The sequence below is a fragment of the Acidovorax sp. LjRoot66 genome (assembly GCF_964253305.1).
Classification (GTDB): Bacteria; Pseudomonadota; Gammaproteobacteria; order Burkholderiales; family Burkholderiaceae_C; genus Acidovorax.
The window spans coordinates 4,458,245-4,476,198 of sequence record NZ_CAXUQU020000001.1; the positions used below are offsets into that span (position 1 = coordinate 4,458,245).

General features: G+C 66.3%; 16 protein-coding genes. 5 read left to right on the forward strand and 11 right to left on the reverse strand.

The genetic code is table 11. The features are described 5' to 3' along the window. Nucleotides 1-161: 161 nt before the first annotated feature. Together ACSQ3Y_RS20930 and ACSQ3Y_RS20935 are read left to right on the forward strand one after the other, a co-directional pair. Complete coding sequence (locus tag ACSQ3Y_RS20930) at nt 162-1,127, forward strand: helix-turn-helix domain-containing protein (protein WP_436178743.1); 966 nt, start codon at nt 162-164, stop codon at nt 1,125-1,127. Nucleotides 1,128-1,147: 20 nt separating this feature from the next. Then, complete coding sequence (locus tag ACSQ3Y_RS20935; RefSeq protein ID WP_436178744.1) at nt 1,148-1,939, forward strand: GNAT family N-acetyltransferase; 792 nt, start codon at nt 1,148-1,150, stop codon at nt 1,937-1,939. Between the two features lie 18 nt (nt 1,940-1,957). On the opposite strand, the gene ACSQ3Y_RS20940 is transcribed toward ACSQ3Y_RS20935, so the two are convergent. Both ACSQ3Y_RS20940 and ACSQ3Y_RS20945 read right to left on the reverse strand, forming a co-directional pair. After that, complete coding sequence (locus tag ACSQ3Y_RS20940; RefSeq protein ID WP_436178745.1) at nt 1,958-2,554, reverse strand: hypothetical protein; 597 nt, start codon at nt 2,552-2,554, stop codon at nt 1,958-1,960. Nucleotides 2,555-2,565: 11 nt separating this feature from the next. Further along, nucleotides 2,566-3,228, reverse strand: coding sequence for a DUF1003 domain-containing protein (locus tag ACSQ3Y_RS20945; RefSeq protein ID WP_436178746.1), 663 nt, complete (start codon nt 3,226-3,228; stop codon nt 2,566-2,568). Nucleotides 3,229-3,668: 440 nt separating this feature from the next. Here ACSQ3Y_RS20945 and ACSQ3Y_RS20950 point away from each other — a divergent pair, with 440 nt between their 5' ends. Together ACSQ3Y_RS20950 and ACSQ3Y_RS20955 are read left to right on the forward strand one after the other, a co-directional pair. Next, nucleotides 3,669-4,334, forward strand: a complete 666-nt coding sequence (locus ACSQ3Y_RS20950; RefSeq protein ID WP_436178747.1) for a lipocalin family protein — start codon at nt 3,669-3,671, stop codon at nt 4,332-4,334. 52 nt (nt 4,335-4,386) lie between these two features. After that, complete coding sequence (locus ACSQ3Y_RS20955) at nt 4,387-4,740, forward strand: FlxA-like family protein (RefSeq protein ID WP_428000382.1); 354 nt, start codon at nt 4,387-4,389, stop codon at nt 4,738-4,740. Nucleotides 4,741-4,760: 20 nt separating this feature from the next. Here the strand turns inward: ACSQ3Y_RS20955 and ACSQ3Y_RS20960 are convergent, their stop codons facing one another. Genes ACSQ3Y_RS20960 through ACSQ3Y_RS20975 form a run of 4 tightly spaced genes read right to left on the reverse strand, consistent with a single transcriptional unit; the run spans nt 4,761 to nt 10,407 of the window. Next, nucleotides 4,761-6,377 carry an ABC transporter ATP-binding protein gene (locus tag ACSQ3Y_RS20960; RefSeq protein WP_436180148.1) on the reverse strand — a complete coding sequence of 539 codons (1,617 nt, stop codon included), beginning with the start codon at nt 6,375-6,377 and terminating at the stop codon, nt 4,761-4,763. A 20-nt stretch (nt 6,378-6,397) separates the two neighbouring features. Next, nucleotides 6,398-7,504, reverse strand: a complete 1,107-nt coding sequence (locus tag ACSQ3Y_RS20965) for an ABC transporter permease (protein WP_436178748.1) — start codon at nt 7,502-7,504, stop codon at nt 6,398-6,400. Between the two features lie 4 nt (nt 7,505-7,508). Beyond that, nucleotides 7,509-8,543 (reverse strand): microcin C ABC transporter permease YejB, encoded by a 1,035-nt coding sequence (locus ACSQ3Y_RS20970; protein ID WP_057206956.1) that lies wholly within the window; start codon nt 8,541-8,543, stop codon nt 7,509-7,511. 49 nt (nt 8,544-8,592) lie between these two features. After that, nucleotides 8,593-10,407 (reverse strand): extracellular solute-binding protein, encoded by a 1,815-nt coding sequence (locus ACSQ3Y_RS20975; RefSeq protein WP_436178749.1) that lies wholly within the window; start codon nt 10,405-10,407, stop codon nt 8,593-8,595. Between the two features lie 118 nt (nt 10,408-10,525). Here ACSQ3Y_RS20975 and fabI point away from each other — a divergent pair, with 118 nt between their 5' ends. Continuing rightward, the gene (gene fabI, locus ACSQ3Y_RS20980; protein ID WP_436178750.1) at nt 10,526-11,317 is read left to right on the forward strand and encodes an enoyl-ACP reductase FabI; all 792 of its coding nucleotides are present in this window, start codon (nt 10,526-10,528) and stop codon (nt 11,315-11,317) included. Between the two features lie 812 nt (nt 11,318-12,129). Here the strand turns inward: fabI and ACSQ3Y_RS20985 are convergent. From ACSQ3Y_RS20985 to ACSQ3Y_RS21005, 5 genes are all read right to left on the reverse strand, one after another. Then, nucleotides 12,130-12,795, reverse strand: a complete 666-nt coding sequence (locus ACSQ3Y_RS20985; protein ID WP_057206961.1) for a methionine ABC transporter permease — start codon at nt 12,793-12,795, stop codon at nt 12,130-12,132. Between the two features lie 14 nt (nt 12,796-12,809). Beyond that, nucleotides 12,810-13,865: a methionine ABC transporter ATP-binding protein gene (locus tag ACSQ3Y_RS20990; RefSeq protein WP_436178751.1), complete on the reverse strand. Its 1,056-nt coding sequence runs from the start codon at nt 13,863-13,865 to the stop codon at nt 12,810-12,812. Nucleotides 13,866-14,022: 157 nt separating this feature from the next. After that, complete coding sequence (locus tag ACSQ3Y_RS20995; protein WP_436178752.1) at nt 14,023-15,498, reverse strand: diguanylate cyclase; 1,476 nt, start codon at nt 15,496-15,498, stop codon at nt 14,023-14,025. Nucleotides 15,499-15,645: 147 nt separating this feature from the next. Beyond that, the gene (locus ACSQ3Y_RS21000; RefSeq protein ID WP_436178753.1) at nt 15,646-16,851 is read right to left on the reverse strand and encodes an MFS transporter; all 1,206 of its coding nucleotides are present in this window, start codon (nt 16,849-16,851) and stop codon (nt 15,646-15,648) included. A gap of 76 nt (nt 16,852-16,927) precedes the next feature. Further along, nucleotides 16,928-17,878, reverse strand: a complete 951-nt coding sequence (locus ACSQ3Y_RS21005; RefSeq protein WP_436180149.1) for an ABC transporter substrate-binding protein — start codon at nt 17,876-17,878, stop codon at nt 16,928-16,930. Between the last annotated feature and the right edge of the window lie 76 nt (nt 17,879-17,954).

The window sequence follows — 17,954 nt, forward strand, 5'->3', positions numbered from 1 at the left end:
GAGCATTTGCAACGACGCATGGCGGGGGTTTTCGGTAGATTTATTCAACGAATTTCTAACTCGGGACAATAGCTAGGCGGGGAGCCGAAGACAGTGCTTTAGCACGGCAAGGCTCCCCAACGACGTTAGACGGTTGAAGGCAAATCCGTAGGAGACCCGCCATGAGCCAACTCTTGAGTACCGACCCCATTGCCCCGCGCGACCGGCTGGCCTACTGGACCGACATGATCTGCACCACCTACGTGCAGCTCGAATGCGATGCGCCGCGTGGCGACCGCTTTGGCGGCTCCATCCAGAGCCACCACCTGCCGGGGCTGGACCTGTCGGTGGTGCGCTCCTGCGCGCAGCGCGTGGTGCGCACGCCGAGCTTCATCTCGCGCGCCACGGACGACTGCTTCATCGTGAGCCTGCAGACCAAGGGCCACGGCGTCATCTCGCAGGACGGGCGCAACGCCGCCGTGGCCCCCGGCGACTTTGCGCTGTACGACAGCACGCGGCCCTACACCCTGCAGTTCAGCGAGGACTTCGAGGAGATCGTGCTCAAGCTGCGCGGCGAGCAGTTGCGTGCGCTGGTGGCGGGTACCGAACAGTTGACGGCCACCACCGTCTCGGGCCGCAGCGGGGCCGGGCACCTGATGGCCAGCATGGTCACCGCCTTGCGCGGCGAGGTGGACACCCTGCCCGCCGCCTCGGCCGCTGCCGTGGCCAGCGGCGTCATCAGCGTGCTGGTGGCCGGCCTGCAGTCGCTGCCCGCCTGCAGCCGGGCCGAGCCCTCGACCATGGGTGCCTACCATGTGGCGCGCATCAAGCGGCACATCGATGGCCGGCTGCGCGACCCGGCGCTGACCATCGAATCCGTGGCCACCGACCTGGGCATGTCCAGCGGCCACCTGCACCGCCTGTTCAAGGCCGAGCCGCAGTCACCATCGCACTACCTCTGGGGCCAGCGCCTGGATGGCGCCAGCCGCGAGCTGCTGGATGCACGCCGCACGAAGACCTCGGTGGCGGAGATCGCGTTCGGCTGGGGCTTCAACGACGCGGCGCATTTCAGCCGGGCGTTCAAGGAGCGTTTTGGGCAATCGCCACGGGGGTGGCGGGCACAGGGGCTGGCTGAAATCAGGGGCTGAGCGTTGGCACAATCGGCCCCATGCATGAACTGAATGCAGAAGATTTCCACCTACTGACCCCGCTGCTCGATGGGCTCCACGCGGGCACCGAGATCATGGGCGCCGTGCTGTCGGGCCACACCCGGGGCCGCATCTTTGTACCGCAAGCCGGGGACCTGCGCACCGCCTTTGTCTACGACAACGGCTTTTGCGTGCTGGCGGGCGACTGGCCCGACACGCCATTTGCAACGGCCTGCCTGGACTGGCTGCAAGGGTCTGCCCACCGGGACTTCTTCATCCTGTACCCGGGCCACGCCGGCTGGGAGCCGGTGCTCGACCAGCGCCAGGTGCCCAACATGCAAAAGCTGCAGCGCGTGGGCTTCTCGTTCGACCGCAGCCGGTTTGCGGCGCAGCGTGCCGAGCAGCCCCTCCCGCCAGGCCTCCGCCTGGTGCCCATGGATATCGCGTTGCTGCGGCAACTTGCCGAAGGCCCCTACCCCTTCGCGGCAGGCATGTGGGCCTCCGACGCGCAGTTCGAACGCGATGGCATCGGCTTTTGCGTGCTTCACGAGGGGCGGATAGCCAGCCTGTGCTACTCGGTTTTCGTGAACGACCGGCGGCACGATGTCGACATCTGTACCTTTGACGGCTACCGACGACGGGGCTTGGCCAGGGCCGCAGCCACGGCGTTCATCGATGGGTGCCTGCGGCGCGGGCTGGAGCCGGGGTGGGATTGCTTCAAGGGCAACCGGGCCTCTTACGAACTGGCCCAGGCCCTCGGATTCAAGCCGGTCCACGAGTTTGCGGTTTACTCCTGGAATCTTTCCAGCTGACAGAAGGAGAAGGTCGATTCACCCCAGCGACGGCCCCACCAGGTGCAGTTCGGCAAACGGCATGTGGTGCATCAGCTCGCGCAGCAGCAGCAAGGTGGTGGCGAATTCCACGCTCTCGGGCAGGCCCTCGCTGGCAGCGGGCCGGCCTTCGGACACGACGGCCAGGCGCTGGAACAGGCGCTCCATGGCCTCCAGCGTGAGCAGCATGGCGGGTGCACGCGGCACGCCGGCCAGCTCAGCCAGGGCCACCAGATGCGCGTCGGTGGACCACCAGGCCGTACCCGATGCATTGCCCTGCGCAGCGTACTGCCGGTGGGCCAGGTAGACCTCGTCTTCGACGCTGGCGATGGCGTTTTCCAGCTCCAACGGGGTCGGTATGTCGCGGCGGAAGAATGCGCGAGCGGTCTTGTGCGTGCCCAGGGCCAGGGTGATCGCGGCACCATGCGGGGCAGCGCCGGCGGCGTCCACTGGCACGATCAGCGTGCGCTCCGGCCCCACGTACAGCAGCGTGAGAGGCCGCCCGGGCACGGAGTGGGCCTGCAGCAGTTGCAGGTCGCAAGCCGTGTCGAGGGCTGTGGCGCGATCGGTGGCAGGAAGCGGGTAGCGAGCGAACATGGCGTGGTCCTTCATCCTTGGCGCGGACCGCCCTCACCGCTGCCGCCATAGCTGCTGCCGGGCCCGCCAGACTGCTGGATGCCCGGCTGATCGGCCTGTTGCTGGGCCCGCGCGAGGGCGGGCACGTAGTGCATGCGGTGGTGCATTTCCACCGTGAGGGTTTCGATGCGCTCGCTGAGCTTCTTGGTCATCTCGGTCAGGCGGGTGTTCTGCTCCAGCAACTCGATCAACTGGGCGGTGTTCTGGGTGGCAATGGCTTGGCGCTGCTCGGTGGCCCGGGCCAGGTCTTCACGGTGCTGGGCATCGGCATCGGCAAGCGCCTTGTCGCGCTCGGCCTGGCGCGTCTGCGCCAGCAGGATCAGGGGCGCAGCATAGGCCGCCTGCAGGCTGAACGCCAGGTTGAGCAGGATGAAGGGGTAGGCATCGAATTTCGCGACCCCTGTCAGGTTGATCACTATCCACACGACGACGAACGCGGTTTGCGCAGCCAGGAATTTGGGTGTTCCGAACACGCGTGCAAAGGCCTCGGCCTTGCGCGCAAAACCGTCGTTGCCGAAGGTCGGGGACAGATGCTCATGCTTGCGCAGAAACCGCAGGTGGTCGACCACGGGGGGCGGACCCTTGGCAGGGCCGGTGGGCGCTGTGCCCGGGACGGTGGCGGTGGATGTCGTCATGCGAAGGACCTCATGCAAGCGGGGGAACAGAACTGGGCGCGCCAGGCGGCACAGGGCTGGTGCCACTCTACCCTGCAGTGCCCTGCCCCCTGGGAGCCTTCAAGTTCTGTGCCAGCAGGCGCGGGGATTGCGCGGGCAGTATGGCCGCCCCACTCCTGCCGCCAAACCGTGACTTTTGTGGCAATAACGCCGGCGGACTTCCAGCCCACCCACCTGCAACGGCGCCGCCCCATGGTGTGATGCGCGGCGGTGACCAGGGGGCGCTGCGCAGCATGGCCGCGCAGCCCCCTTCCCGCCGACAGGGGATGCCAGCGCGCGCCTACACGCGGCGGCCAGTGCCCTCACTACATTGACCACACCGCCGCAGAACAGGCAGCGCCCGCCCCAATGGCCGGCCCATGCCAAGGACTGCGACGAACCCCTCAGCCAGGGACAACACCATGCCTGACACGATTGAACTGCGAGCCATGCGAGACACGCCAGAACAACATCCACAGCACGCCGCCACCGCTGCCCGCACCGGTGCGGCGCGCTCTGCCGGCCGCCGCTTCCTGCCCAACACCATTGGCGTGCTGGCACTGGGCGCGGTGCTGTTCTTCACGGCCTGCTCCACGCACCCACCTGCCGGTATTGAGCCGGTGGCGGGCTTCGACGCGCAGCGCTATGCAGGCCAGTGGTACGAGGTGGCCCGGCTGGACCATTCGTTCGAGCGCGGCCTGCAGCAGACCACGGCCAACTACCTCCCCAACCCCGACGGCACCATCCAGGTGATCAACCGCGGCTACGACCCAAGCCGCGACCGCTGGAAAGAGGCCGAGGGTAAGGCCCGCTTTGCCGGCGAGTCCGACAAGGGCGCCCTCAAGGTCTCGTTCTTCGGCCCCTTCTATGGTGGCTACAACGTGGTGGCCCTGGACCCGGAATACCAGTGGTCCATGGTGGTCGGCTCCAACCGGGGTTACTTCTGGATCCTGTCGCGCACCAAGACACTGCCGCCCGGCGTGCGCGAGCAACTGCTGGCCAAGGCCCAGGCACTCGGGGTGCAGGTGGACAAGGTGCTGTGGGTGGCGCAGGATGGCCCGGCTCCGGCAGCCCCACCGAAGAGTTGAGAAACCCCACACCGCACTAAAGTTTTGCGCCCACCCTGCCGATAAGGGAGGCATGCAAGTCTCCTCCTCATCATCGGCCGGCAAGGTGTCTTCGTCCAGCAGCGGCGGCGGCAGCGAGATCGGCAAGCTGCAAAAGCAGCTGCAGTCCCTGACCGAAGAACTCAAGAACGTGGCCACCTCCGACATGGACGCCAAGGCCAAGAAGGAGAAGGTCAAGCTGCTGCAGGCCCAGATCCAGATGGTGCAGGCGCAGATCGCTGCCATCCAGCGCGCGCGGCAGCAGGAACAGCAGGCCGCACAGGCCCAGAAGGCCGAGGTGGCAGCCCAGGCGGCACGCGAGCAACGCGCAAAGTCTGAAGGCCAGGCCTTGAGTGGCCTGGGCAGCAAGGTCGACACGTACGCCTGACAAGGCGGCCGTATGGCGTATCAGTCCAGCCCGGCAGACGCTACCAACCGCTGCGTGTAGGGGTGCTGCGGTGCATCCAGCACCTGGCCCACGGGGCCGCTTTCGAGCACGTTGCCGTCCTTCATCACCAGCACCTCGTGCGCCATGGCGCGTATCACCTGCACGTCGTGGGTGATGAGCAGGTAGCTCAGCCCCTTTTCCTTCTGCAGGCGCTGCAGCAGCTTGAGCACCTGCTGCTGGATGGTGACGTCGAGCGCGCTGGTGGGCTCGTCGAGCACCAGCAGCTGCGGCTGCACGATGAGCGCGCGCGCAATGGCCAGGCGCTGGCGCTGGCCGCCCGAGAATTCATGCGGGTAGCGCGCCAGCAGGCCGGGGAACTGCGCCTCGGTCAGGCCTACCTCGGCCAGGGCCGCCTCCACGCGGGTGCGCCGCTCGGCCACGCTGAGCGTGGGCTCGTGCACGCGCATGCCTTCGCCCACGATTTCTTCCACCGTGAGGCGTGGCGACAGCGATGAGAACGGGTCCTGGAACACCACCTGCACCTTGCGGCGCAGTTGCTGGTTGGCCGGTGAATTGCGCATGGCCGGCGCCTGCCAGCCCTGCCCGGCCACCTGCAGCGATCCGCCAAACGGCAGCAGCCCCAGAATGGCCTGGGCCAAGGTGGATTTGCCCGAGCCTGATTCACCCACTACCCCGAGCGTGCGGCCGGGTGGCAGCGCCAGGCTGGCGCCCTGCACGGCCACGAACTCGCCCTTCTTGAACCAGCCACGCAAGCCAGGCAGTGGCGTGGGGTAGACCACACGCAGGTCGCTGGCCTGCAGCACGGGCGGGGTGCCGGGCGCAGGTGCGATTTCGGTCACGTCGCGCTGGGGCTGGCTTTGCATCAGCTTGCGGGTGTAGGCATGCTGGGGCGCACCGAACACCTCGGCCACTGCGCCCTGCTCCACCAGCACGCCCTGCTCCATCACGGCCACGCGGTCAGCAAAGCGGCGCACCAGGTTCAGGTCATGGGTGATGAGCAGCACGGCCATGCCGGTCTGGCGCTGCAGGTCGGACAACAGGTCAAGGATCTGGCCGCGCAGGGTCACGTCGAGCGCAGTGGTGGGTTCGTCGGCCAGCAGCAGTTGCGGCTCGCTGGCCAGGGCCATGGCGATCATGGCGCGCTGGCGCTGCCCGCCCGAGAGCTGGTGCGGGAAAGAATTGGCCCGGCGCGCAGGCTCCGGGATGCCGGTCTTGGCCAGCAGCTCGATGGCGGCCTGGGCACACTGCGCGCCCGTGAGGCCCTTCTTGAGCTGCAGGATCTCGGCGATCTGCTGGCCTATGGTCATCAGCGGGTTCAGCGCCGTCATGGGCTCCTGGAAGACCATGGCGATCTCGCCGCCGCGCACGCCGCGCATCTCACGCTCGCTCAGCGCCAGCAGGTCGCGCCCGCGCAGCAGCGCCTGGCCGCTGACCCGGGCATCGCCCGCCAGGCGCAGCAGGCTCAGCGCGGTGATGGTCTTGCCCGAGCCCGATTCGCCCACCAGGGCGAGCTTTTCGCCGGGGGCGATGGTGAAGCTGGCGCCGCTCACCACTTCCTTGGTGCCGAAGTGCACATGGAGATCGCGCACATCGAGCAAAGGGCCCGAAGGTGCCATGCCTGGACTGGATGCGGCGCTCACTTGTCGGCCTTTCGCGGGTCCAGGGCGTCGCGCAGCGCATCGCCCATGAAGGTCAGCAGCAGCAGGGTGATCACCAGCACGGCAAAGGTGCTCAGCGATATCCACCAGGCATCGATGTTGTTCTTGCCCTGGCTCAGCAGCTCGCCCAGGCTGGGCGTGCCGGGTGGAACACCCAGGCCCAGGAAGTCGAGGGCGGTGAGCGACAGAATGGCGGCGCTCATGCGAAACGGCAGAAAAGTGACCACAGGGGTCAGGCTGTTGGGCAGGATGTGGCGCCAGATGATCTGTGCGTTGCTGACACCCAGGGCGCGCGCGGCCTTCACGTAGTCGAGCTGGCGGTTGCGCAGGAACTCGGCGCGCACATAGTCCGACAGTCCCATCCAACCGAACAGGGAGAGCAGGATGAGCAGCAAGGAGATGCTGGGCGCAAACAGCGCACTGAAGATGATGAGCAGGTACAGCTCGGGCATGGAGCCCCAAATCTCGATGAAGCGCTGGAACGCCAGGTCCGTCTTGCCGCCGAAGAAGCCCTGGATCGCGCCGGTGATGATGCCCAGCACGGTGCCGATGAAGGTCAGTGCCAGGCCGAACAGCACGCTGACGCGAAAGCCGTAGAGCAACTGGGCCACCATGTCCCGGCCGCGGTCATCGGTGCCCATCCAGTTGTCCCGCGTGGGGGCCGATGGATTGGGCTCCTTGGCGAAGTAATTGAGGGTGGTGGGCCCGTAGGGGATAAGGGTGTAGAGCGCCCAGTTGCTGCCGGCGCTCAAGCGCTGCTGAATGAAGGGGTCCAGGTAGTCCGTGGGGGTCTCGAAATCACCACCGAAGGTCTTTTCGGGGTAGGTCTGGAGCATGGGGAAGTAGGTCTGCCCTTCGTAGCGCACGATCAGGGGCCGGTCGTTGCTGACCAGCTCGGCCGCCAGGCTGATGACCACCAGCACGCAGAAGATCACCAGGCTCCACAAGCCCAGGCGGTTGCGTTTGAAGCGCAGCCAGGCCCGGCGCGAGGGAGAAAGGGACACGGGGGCCGTTGAGGCGGCTGGCGGGGCAACCGGCATGGCGGCTGCGGTGCTGCTGGAGGGACTTGCAGAGGGCAGGTTCATGCGGTCAGTCAAACTTCACGCGGGGATCAACCCACACATAGCACAGGTCGCTGATGAGCTTGGTGACCAGGCCGATCAGGGTGAAGAGGTACAGCGTGCCCAGCACCACGGGGTAGTCGCGGCGGATCACGCTCTCGTAGCCGAGCAGGCCCAGGCCGTCGAGCGAGAACAGCGTCTCGATCAACAGCGAGCCGGCGAAAAAGGCTCCGATGAAGGCGGCAGGGAAGCCGGTGATGATGGGAATCAGCGCGTTGCGGAACACGTGTTTCCACAGCACCTGCCGCTCCGACAGGCCCTTGGCCCGCGCCGTCAGCACGTACTGCTTGCGAATCTCTTCGAGAAAGGCGTTCTTGGTGAGCATGGCCGTCACCGCAAAGCTGCCGGCCACCATGGCCGTGACCGGCAGGGTGATGTGCCACAGGTAGTCGACGATGCGCGCGCCCCAGGTCATCTGGTCCCAGTTGGACGACACCAGTCCACGCAGCGGGAACCATTGCAGCTGCCCGCCAAAAATCACCAGCAGCGCCACCCCGAGCACGAAGCCCGGTATGGCATAGCCCACCAGGATGAGCAGCGTGGTCACCAGGTCGAAGCGCGAGCCCGCGCGCACCGCCTTGGCCACGCCCAGCGGTACGGCAACCAGGTAGCTGATGAAAAAGGTCCAAAGCCCCAGGCTGATGGAGACAGGCAGCTTTTCCTTCACGAGCTCCCACACGTTCTTGTTCTGGAAGAAGCTCTTGCCCAGGTCGAAGCGCGCAAACTGGCCCAGCATGATGAAGAAGCGCTCGTGCGCGGGCTTGTCGAAACCATAGAGCGCCTTGATCTGCTCCACCCGCTTGGGATCCACACCCTGGTCACCTCGGTAGACCATGCCGCCGCCTTCCGCACCGCGCCCCTTGCCTGCTGCAGCGCGCGCCTCGGCCATGTACTGCTCCACCGGGCCGCCAGGCACAAACTGGATCACCGCAAAGGTCAAAAGCAATACGCCCAACAGGGTGGGCAGCATGAGCAGCAGGCGTTTGGCGATGTAGGCAAGCATGGCGTGTGGCTGGGCTCCAGGGGTCAGGGCTGCATCGGGGGCTGGGCCATCATGGCTTGATGATGCTCCACCAGGAGAACATCAGCCACTCTTCTGCCTTGGCATAGGGGGGCATGGGCTCCTTGTAGGCCAAGCGCTGCTGGTTATAGACCACGCGGTGCGACGACAGGGTCCACTGCGGGATCAGGTAGTGGCTGTGCATGATCAAGCGGTCCAGCGCGCGGCAGGCGGGCAGCAGCTCGGCCTTGGTGTCGGCGCGCGTCAATCTGGTGACGATGGCGTCGACGGCCGGGCTCTTCACCCCCGTGTAGTTGCCAGCGCCCTCGACATCGGCGCGCTTGCTGCCGAAGTACTCCTGCATCTCCTGGCCCGGGTTGTAGGTGCCCTGAAACGCCAGGCTGATCATGTCGAAGTCGAACTTGTCCAGGCGCTGCTGGTACAGGGCATAGTCCACCGTGGCAAAGCGCAGGGTGACGCCCAGCTTTTCCAGATTGCGTATCCAGGGGGTCACGGTGCGGGCACCGCCCTCCTTGCTGTCCAGGAACTCGATCACCATGGGGTCGCCCTTGGCGTTGCGCAGGGCCCCGTCGCGGTAGGTCCAGCCCGCATCGGCCAGCAGCTGGCGGGCTCGGCGCAGGTTCTCGCGCAGCGAATGGCCTTCGCCCTCGGTCACCGGCGGCTGGTACATAGGGCCGAACACAGCCTCAGGCACCTTGCCACGCCAGGGCTCCAGCAGCTTGAGCTCCTCGGGGCCGGGGGTGCCGGTGGCCTGGCAGTCGGTGTTGCCGAACAGGTCGGTCACGCGCGGGTAGCCGCCGTAGAACATCTGGCGGTTCATCCACTCGTAGTCGATGGCCAGGCCCAGCGCCTCGCGCACACGCGGGTCGCTCAGCATGGGCCGGCGGGTGTTGAGCACATAGCTCTGAAAGCCCGCAGGCAGGCGGTGCTTCATGTCCTTCTTGACCAGCACACCCTGCTTGAACAGCTTGCCGTTGATGCGGCGCGCCCAATCGCCTGCCGAGTACACGGTCATGAAGTCGAACTCGCCGGCCTTCACGGCCTCCAGCCGGGCGGTGTTGTCCTTGTAGATCTTGACGGTAATGTTGTCGAAGTTGAACGCGCCCTTGTTCACGTTCAGGTTGCGGCCCCAATAATTGGGGTCGCGCGCATAGGTGATGTCGCGCCCGAAGGCCACCGGACCGATGCGGTACGGGCCGCTGCCGATGGGCGTGTCGGTCACGATCTCATCGAAGCGCTTGGCCTTGCCATCGGCCTGGCGGCCCCAGGCGCGGCTGAAGATGGGCAGGCTGCCCACCGTGAGCGGCAGTTCGCGGTTGGGCAGCTTGAAGCGAAAGCGCACCGTGCGCTTGTCGACCACGTCCACGCCGGCCACTTCCTGCAGAGAGGTGGCGTAGCCAGGCGAGGCCTGGGGGCTGATCAGCGTCTCATAGGTGTGCTTGACGTCGGCCGCCTCCACGGGGCTGCCATCGTGAAAGCGTGCCTCGGCCCGCAGGCGGAACGTTGCGCTGAGCCGGTCGGGCGCCACGTCCACGTCTTCGGCCAGCAGGCCGTAGCCCGAAGCGGTTTCGTCCATGGAGCCGGTGAGCAGTGTCTCGAACAGCAGGTCCGACAGGTAGGCCGGCGGCGACCCCTTCATGGTGAAGGGGTTGTACTTGTCGAAGGTGGAGTAGCGCAGGTTGCTCACCATGCGTAGCTCGCCCCCCTTTGGTGCATCCGGGTTCACATAGTCGAAGTGGGCAAAGCCAGCCGGGTACTTCAAGTCGCCCCACAGCGCATAGCCGTGCGCGGCCCAGGCCGGTGCCGTGCAACAACCCATCAGCAAAAAAGTGAGCCAAAACCGCATGCGACAATTCTGCACTACGTTCGGCCGGCCCTGCAGCGGATGGCACATATCCATACGCGGTGAATATCCCCGGCCCTGCATCGCCATTCATTCCCCCAATTCCACAGGAGAACAAACCATGGGTTTTCTGACCGGCAAGAAGCTGCTCATCACGGGCGTGCTGTCCAACCGCTCCATCGCCTACGGTATCGCCCGGGCCTGCCACGCGCAGGGCGCAGAACTTGCCTTCAGCTACGTGGGCGAGCGCTTCAAGGACCGCATCACCGACTTCGCGGCCGAGTTTGACTCCAAGCTCATTTTCGACTGCGACGTGGGCAGCGACGAGCAGATCGACCGCATGTTCGCCGACCTGGCCCAGGTGTGGCCGAAGTTCGACGGCTTCGTGCACAGCATCGGGTTTGCTCCGCGCGAAGCCATCGCCGGCGACTTCCTGGAAGGCCTGTCGCGCGAGTCGTTCCGCATCGCGCACGACATCAGCGCCTACAGCTTCCCGGCCATGGCCAAGTCGGCCCTGCCCTACCTCAACGAAAAATCGTCGCTGATCACGCTGAGCTACCTGGGTGCGCTGCGCACCATCCCCAACTACAACACCATGGGCCTGGCCAAGGCCAGCCTGGAAGCCAGCGTGCGCTACCTGGCCGAGGCGCTGGGGCCCAAGGGCATGCGCGTGAACGGCATCAGCGCCGGGCCGATCAAGACACTGGCTGCCAGCGGAATCAAGGACTTTGGCAAGCTGCTGTCGATGGTGGCGGATTCTTCTCCATTGCGCCGCAATGTGACGATTGAGGACGTGGGGAATGTGGCGGCGTTTTTGCTGTCGGATCTGGCCGGGGGGATGACGGCTGAGATCACGTATGTGGATGGTGGGTTCAGCCAGACGGCTGGGGTTAGCCGGGATACGGTGGGCTGATCTGTTTTTTTGAGCTTTGCGGCTTTGTGGCTGTGGATGCTTCTGTTTTCTTTTGAAGGGCGGAGGCCGGGGTGTGCGCCCGGCGGCGCACCTACCTTCTTTTGCGTCGCCAAAAGAAGGTAGGCCAAGAAAAGGCGACCCCGCTGCCCGTGTCCCCACTCGCCCGTTGGGCGAGTGGGGCAGCCTGCGATGCTCGGGCCTGGGGTGTGCCGCAGAACTCGCTGCGTTCTTCGAACTCCGCTCAAACAGCTGCGGCAAGCCAGACAACGATGCGCGTGTCCTTCGGCACGCGCTCACCCCAGGCCCTGTGCTTCTCGGCACGGTCAGAAGGGGGTGGGAGCGGGCTCCACTCGGGCCATTGCTTCGCTCGGCCTGTGGTCCTTCGCTGCGCTCGGCTCGCCAGGGTGACCGTGCCCCAACCGTCGGCAGCGCGCAGCGCGTAACCGACCCCAGGCGCAGCTGCGAAGCAGCAGCCGTCCGTGACCCCGCCCCCACCCCTGCTGGCTGCGCCGAGAAGCGCAGGAGCTGGGGTGGGTGCATGTGCCGCAGGACACATGCACTTCGTCATCTAGCTCGTCGCTGCTGTCTGAGCGGAGTTCGAAGAACGCAGCGAGTTCAGCGACGCCCACCCCAGATCCGAGCATCGCAGGTTGCCCCCGTACGCCCGACAGGGCGTACGGGGGACGCAGACTGGGGGTCGCCTTCTCTTTGGTGACTTTCTCTTGGCGACTCAAGAGAAAGTTACTGCGCCGCCGGGCGCACATCCCGGCTCCCGCCCTCAATCAAGGCAAAGAGCAACCACAGCCGACAAATCAACGATGGCTCAGCCGACGCACAGCCCAATCCCCGAGACTCTGCACCGCCTGCACAAAGAAAATCAACACCAGCACCACCGCCAACATGATCTCCGGCAGAAACCGCTGGTACCCATACCGGATCCCCAAATCCCCCAGCCCACCACCACCAATGGCCCCAGCCATGGCCGAGTACCCGGTAAGGCTCACGAAGGTAATGGTCAGCCCAGCAACGATGCCAGGCAAAGCCTCCGGCAGCAGCACCTTCCAGACGATCTGGCTGGTGGTAGCCCCCATGGCCTGAGCGGCTTCGACGAGGCCGTGGTCGACCTCGCGCAGGGCCGCCTCCACCAGGCGCGCCACGAAGGGAGCCGCTGCGATGGTCAACGGCACCACGGCCGCCGCCGTGCCGATGGACGAGCCCGTGATGAAGCGCGTGAACGGGATGATGGCCACCAGCAGGATGATGAAGGGAGTGGAACGCACGGCATTCACCAGCCAGCCCACGAGCTTGTTCACGGGGCTGTTTTCCAGCACGCCGCCTTGGTCCGTGAGGCGCAGGAACACGCCCAGCGGCACACCCAGCAGGCCGCCGACGAGACCAGAGATGCCCACCATGATGAGCGTTTCCCACAGAGATGAGGCGAAGAGTTCCAGCATGGCCGGAGTGAAATGGTCGAACATTGCTTGTTGCCTCCTCAGGTTTCAATCGTGACTTCTTCGACGGCCACGCCGCCGGCGCGCAGGTGCTCCACCGCGCCGCGCAGGCGTTCAGGCTCACCACTCGCATAGACGGCCAGCGAGCCGAAGGTCTCGTCCTGGATCTCGTCGACCTGGCCGTGCAGGATGCTCATGTCCACGCCGAACTCCCGGATCAGCTGTGACAGGATGGGCTGGTAGGCGCTGTCACCCGAGTACGACAGGCGCAGCAGCCGGCCCGTGTTGCCGGGTGCCGTGGCAGCCAGCTGGCCGGTGAGCTTGCGCACATGGTCGAGCACGCTGGCGGGCAGCTCCTGCGGCAATATTTCGTCGATCAGGCTCTTGGTGATGGCCTGCTGGGGGCGCGTGAACACCTCCAGCACGCTGCCCTGCTCCACGATGCGGCCGGCCTCGATCACGGCCAAGCGGTCGGCCACCTGCTTGATGACCTGCATCTGGTGGGTGATGAGCACCACCGTGAGGCCCAGCTCGCGGTTCACCTGGCGCAGCAGGTCGAGGATGGCGCGCGTGGTCTCGGGGTCCAGCGCCGAGGTGGCTTCGTCCGAGAGCAGCACCTTGGGCCGGCTGGCCAGGGCGCGCGCAATGCCCACGCGCTGCTTTTGACCGCCACTGATCTGCGCCGGGTAGCGGTTGGCCAGGGCCGACAGGCCCACCAGCTCCAGCAGCGGGTTCACCCGCTCGCGGATGGCAGCCTTGTCCATGCCCGCCAGCTCCAGTGGAAGCGCAGCGTTGTCGAACACTGTGCGCGAGGACAGCAGGTTGAAATGCTGGAACACCATGCCGATGTCGCGCCGCGCCGCGCGCAGTTGCGCGTCATTGAGCTTGGTGAGGTCGCGGCCATTGACGATGACCTCGCCCTCTGTGGGGCGGTTGAGCAGGTTGATCACGCGCACCAGCGAGCTCTTGCCGGCACCGCTCTTGCCGATGATGCCGAAGACCTCGCCCGAATGGATATGTAGGTCGATACCCCGAAGGGCTTCCACCGGGCCTTGTGGGCCCGGGTAAATCTGGGTGATACCCCGTAAGTCGATCATGAAAAGTACAAAAGGCCGCCCCGCGCCTGTGGCGCCGGTCCGGCCCTGGTTGGAAAGGATAAGGGAATGTACTATTGCAACATAAAGAAACCAACGATCAATAAATCAAGTAATAAGACATCAAAGTTATTTGGAAGCATCGACCGCCGCGCGCGCACTACGGCACGGCGGTCGCAGCGGGCAGGGATTCGTCGCCGCTGATCACCACCCGATTGCGTCCCGATTGCTTGGCAAGGTACAGCGCCGCATCCGCGGCTGAAAGAAAAGCATCCAGCGTCACCGGCACATCCGGCACATGCGCCACCCCGATGCTGACCGTGGAGATCAATGGCGTTCCGTCCTCCAGCAGGGTGGAGTGCGCGGCACAGGCGACACAGATGCGCTGGGCAATCGCCTGGGCCACTGCAGCAGAGACGTCGGGCAACAGCACCGCAAATTCCTCGCCTCCCAGGCGGCCCAGCACGTCGGTGTCACGCAGGCAGCTGTTGACCAGTTGTGCAAAATCCGCCAGCACCAGATCACCAGCCGCATGCCCGTACACGTCGTTGACCCTCTTGAAGTGGTCGATATCGAGCATCAGCGTTGAAAACTCCCGCTGGCGGCCTGCCGTGGCGCGGAACAGCGCCTCGGCCTGGTCGATGAAACCCGCCCGGTTGAGCACCCCGGTCAGGCGGTCGTGCGTGGCAGCGTGCTGCAATTGCCGCAGCAGTTCGTTGCGCGCCGCCATGACGCTGGCCACCGCCAGTGGGGCCAGCACCATCAACGCCACGCCGATGCGAAACGACTGCAGTTCGTATTGCCCGCCGAAGTCCGACCCCAGGTGCAGGTAGCCGACCGATACCGCCATCAGCGTCCACACGCTGCACAGCAGTGTGAGCACCGCCGTCACGAACAGGCTGTAGCTCAGGGCACACCACAGCAGGCCAGGCACTAGGTATGAGACGGCACCCGGCCCGCTGATGACCATGCCCAGCGCCCCGCCCAGAAACAGGCTCAAGGCCGGCGCCAGTTTCAGCGGATCCAGGCGCAGCACGAACTCGCGGTGCCGTTGGTCGCGCTGAGGGCGGCGCCACGCCGGCATGGTCAGTATCACGGGCAGGATCACCAGGTAATCGACCAGTTCCGCCGTGAACCAGATCAGCAAACCGTCGGCGCGCGATCCATGGAAGAGCAGCGGGTTGATCACCATGCCCACCAGGCCCGCAGTCAGCGAGGCCATGGCCACGATCACGATGAGGTAGACCACCGACAGGGGCTGCAGCAGGCGCCGGTGGCCAAGGGGTATGCGTGAGAAAAGCAGGTAACCCACGATGACGCCGGCCATGTTGGCCAGTGTCAGCCAGGCCACCTTGGGCCAGGTGCCGCCCATGACCACGTCGGCGAGTATGAAACCGGCGGCCGCGCCGCACCAGGCCAGCACGGAGGTCGGCCGCAGCCGGCGCACCAGCACACCGAGCAACACCGCATTCGCGGGCCAGAACGCCGCCAGCGCCCCGGTGGGACGGGTCAGGATGCCCAGCAGGGCAAACCCGAAAACCAGGCTACCGAGCAACAGCGCATCCAGCGCAGACTCTTTGGCGAGCGCAGGCCACGCCGGGACTGCGCCGGGGGGAGGTACAGGTTCCTCTGTCATGGGCACCTCACGGCCACAAGGTCCCGCACCATGCGGGACCCCGCCTGACCGTTTCCTTTATATCGGTGAACCGGCAGGCTGCGGGCCCGCGCATACCCTCTTGCTTCCAAGCCGGGGGCCGGGCATGCACCCCCGGATCAAGGGCCCCTACGCAGCGACCGCCACCACCCGCCCCTGGACCCTGCGCGAGACCAGCACGCCCAGCACCACCACGCCCGCTGCGGCCATCGAGAACACCTGCGCGATCCAGCCCCGGTCCACGCTGGCCGCCACTGCCAGCACACCGACCGACTGGCCCAGGAACAGCAGGCAGGCGAACAGCGTGACGGCCGTGCCCCGTGCCTCGGGCGCCATCTGCGTGGCCTGCACCTGCAAGGTGTTGTGCAGCATGTAGAAACCCAGGCCTGCACAGAAGCAGCCCACCACCGCCAGATGCACCAGGGGCGCCCAGGCCAGCAGCAGCAGGCCCACAGCGATCATCAATGACCCCAGCAGGGCCAGGCCTTTTTCGCCCAGCAGGGCCAGCCAGCGGCGCGCCATCAGGCTGTAGACCAGCCCGCCCACCCCATAGAGCACCATCACGCCACCGGCGGCCGAGGCCGACAGGCCAAAGCCGTCGACCATGCGCGCGGGCACGAAGGCCATGGTGCCAAAGCCCAGGGCCCCCTCCACCGCCACGATGGCCAGCACCCAGCGCACCCGGGGCATGCGCAGAAGGCGCCCGGTGGTGGCCAGGTAGGCTGGCAGCGAGAAGGCAGCCGGCTCGGCCGGATGCTCACCCGCCGCTGCAGCACCCGCCACCGTGGCACGCATCTGGCGCAGCAGCATGGTGGCAGCTGTGAGGAACAGCACCGACAGCACGGCAAACGCCCAGCGCCAGCCCAGGGCCTCCACCGCGAAGCCTCCGAACCACTGGCCGGCCATCATCCCCGACACGGTGGCCACCATGAGCCGGGCCAGCGTCTCCTGGCGCTGCTCGTAGGCCACGCTGTCCCCGATCCAGGCCATGGACAGCGGGATGATGCCCGCAGCCGCCGCGCCCATGAACGCGCGAGAGACCACCAATACTGGCAAGCTCGGTGCCAGCGCCGTGACGGCACTGAAGACCGCGCAGGCAAAGGTGGCGCCGATGATCACGCGCACCTTGCCAAAGCGGTCACCCAGCGGACCGTAAAAGAGCTGCAGCACGCCGTAGGCGACCGCGAACGCGGCGATCACCGCCGATGCATCGCCGGTGGTGACATGGAACTCCTGGGACAGGGTGACCAGCATCGGATCGCACACGCGCATGGATGCCATGCTGGAGAAGGCCGCCACGCTGATCAGGCGCAGCATCGTCGAGGAAGAATGCATAGGCGCCGATTGTGCGGCGCAGCGCGCCAGGCTGCAGGCGGCGGGTCAAATGCCCTGGGGCGCGAGGCCTCTGCCGTCAGGCCTTGGTATTGAACCGCGTATCGAAGGTGCCCCGCACTTCCAGCCGCTGCTTGAGGAGGCCGGCCGCCAGGTAGAAATCCGCCGTGCGCTGCTGGTCGGCCAGCACCTGTGCGTCGATGTCCTGCCAGCGCGTGGCGCGGCGCTCGAACTGCAGTTGCGCGGCGTCGGCCGGGATGCCGATGATGCGCGCGAGCGACTGGCCGAAGGGCTTGGCGTTCTGGTAGGACCAGACCTGGGCGCGCACCACGCGCTCCTTGAAGTCCTGCAGCACCGCGGTCTTCTCGGCCAGGGCCACCTCGGTGGCGGCCAGGTAGCTCAGCCCGCTCCACAGCCCGCGCCCGTTGACCAGCACGCGCGCGTGGCCGCTGGTTTCGGCCAGCGCGGTATAGGGCTCCCAGGTGGCCCAGGCGTCGACGGAACCCTGCGTCAGCGCGAGCTTGGCGTCCGGCGGGGGAATGAAGCGCAGCTGCACATCGTCGGCCTTGAGGCCCGCCGACTCCAGCACCTTGAGCGTGACGAAGTGGCCGATGGAGCCGCGGTTGGTCGCAATGCTCTTGCCCTTGAGGTCGGCCGCCGTTTTGAGCGGTGAATTCGGAGCCACCAGCACCGCCGTGCCATAGGCATCGGAGCGGCTGGCGGCAAAGGCCTTCACGCGGCTGCCGGCGGCCAGGGTGAACAGCAGCGGCGCATCGCCGATGGGCCCGAAGTCCACGGCATTGGCGTTGAGCGCCTCGGCCAGCGGCGCAGCGGCCGGGAACTCGCTCCACTTGATGTCGTAGGGCAGGTTCTTGAGCTCGCCTGCAGCGTCGAGCAGGGCCTGCAGCCCGCCTTTTTGGTCGCCCGCGCGCAACAGCACGCGGGACTGTGCGTGGGTGAGCACCGGCGATAGAAAGGAACTGGCGGCGACGGAGGCGGTGAGCAGGTGGTTGAATTGGCGGCGCAGCATGGTGGCGTTGGACAAGAAGTGATCGGGTTGGACAGGCTTCATTGCAGCACCCGCCGCGCGCCAGGCCAACGAAGCC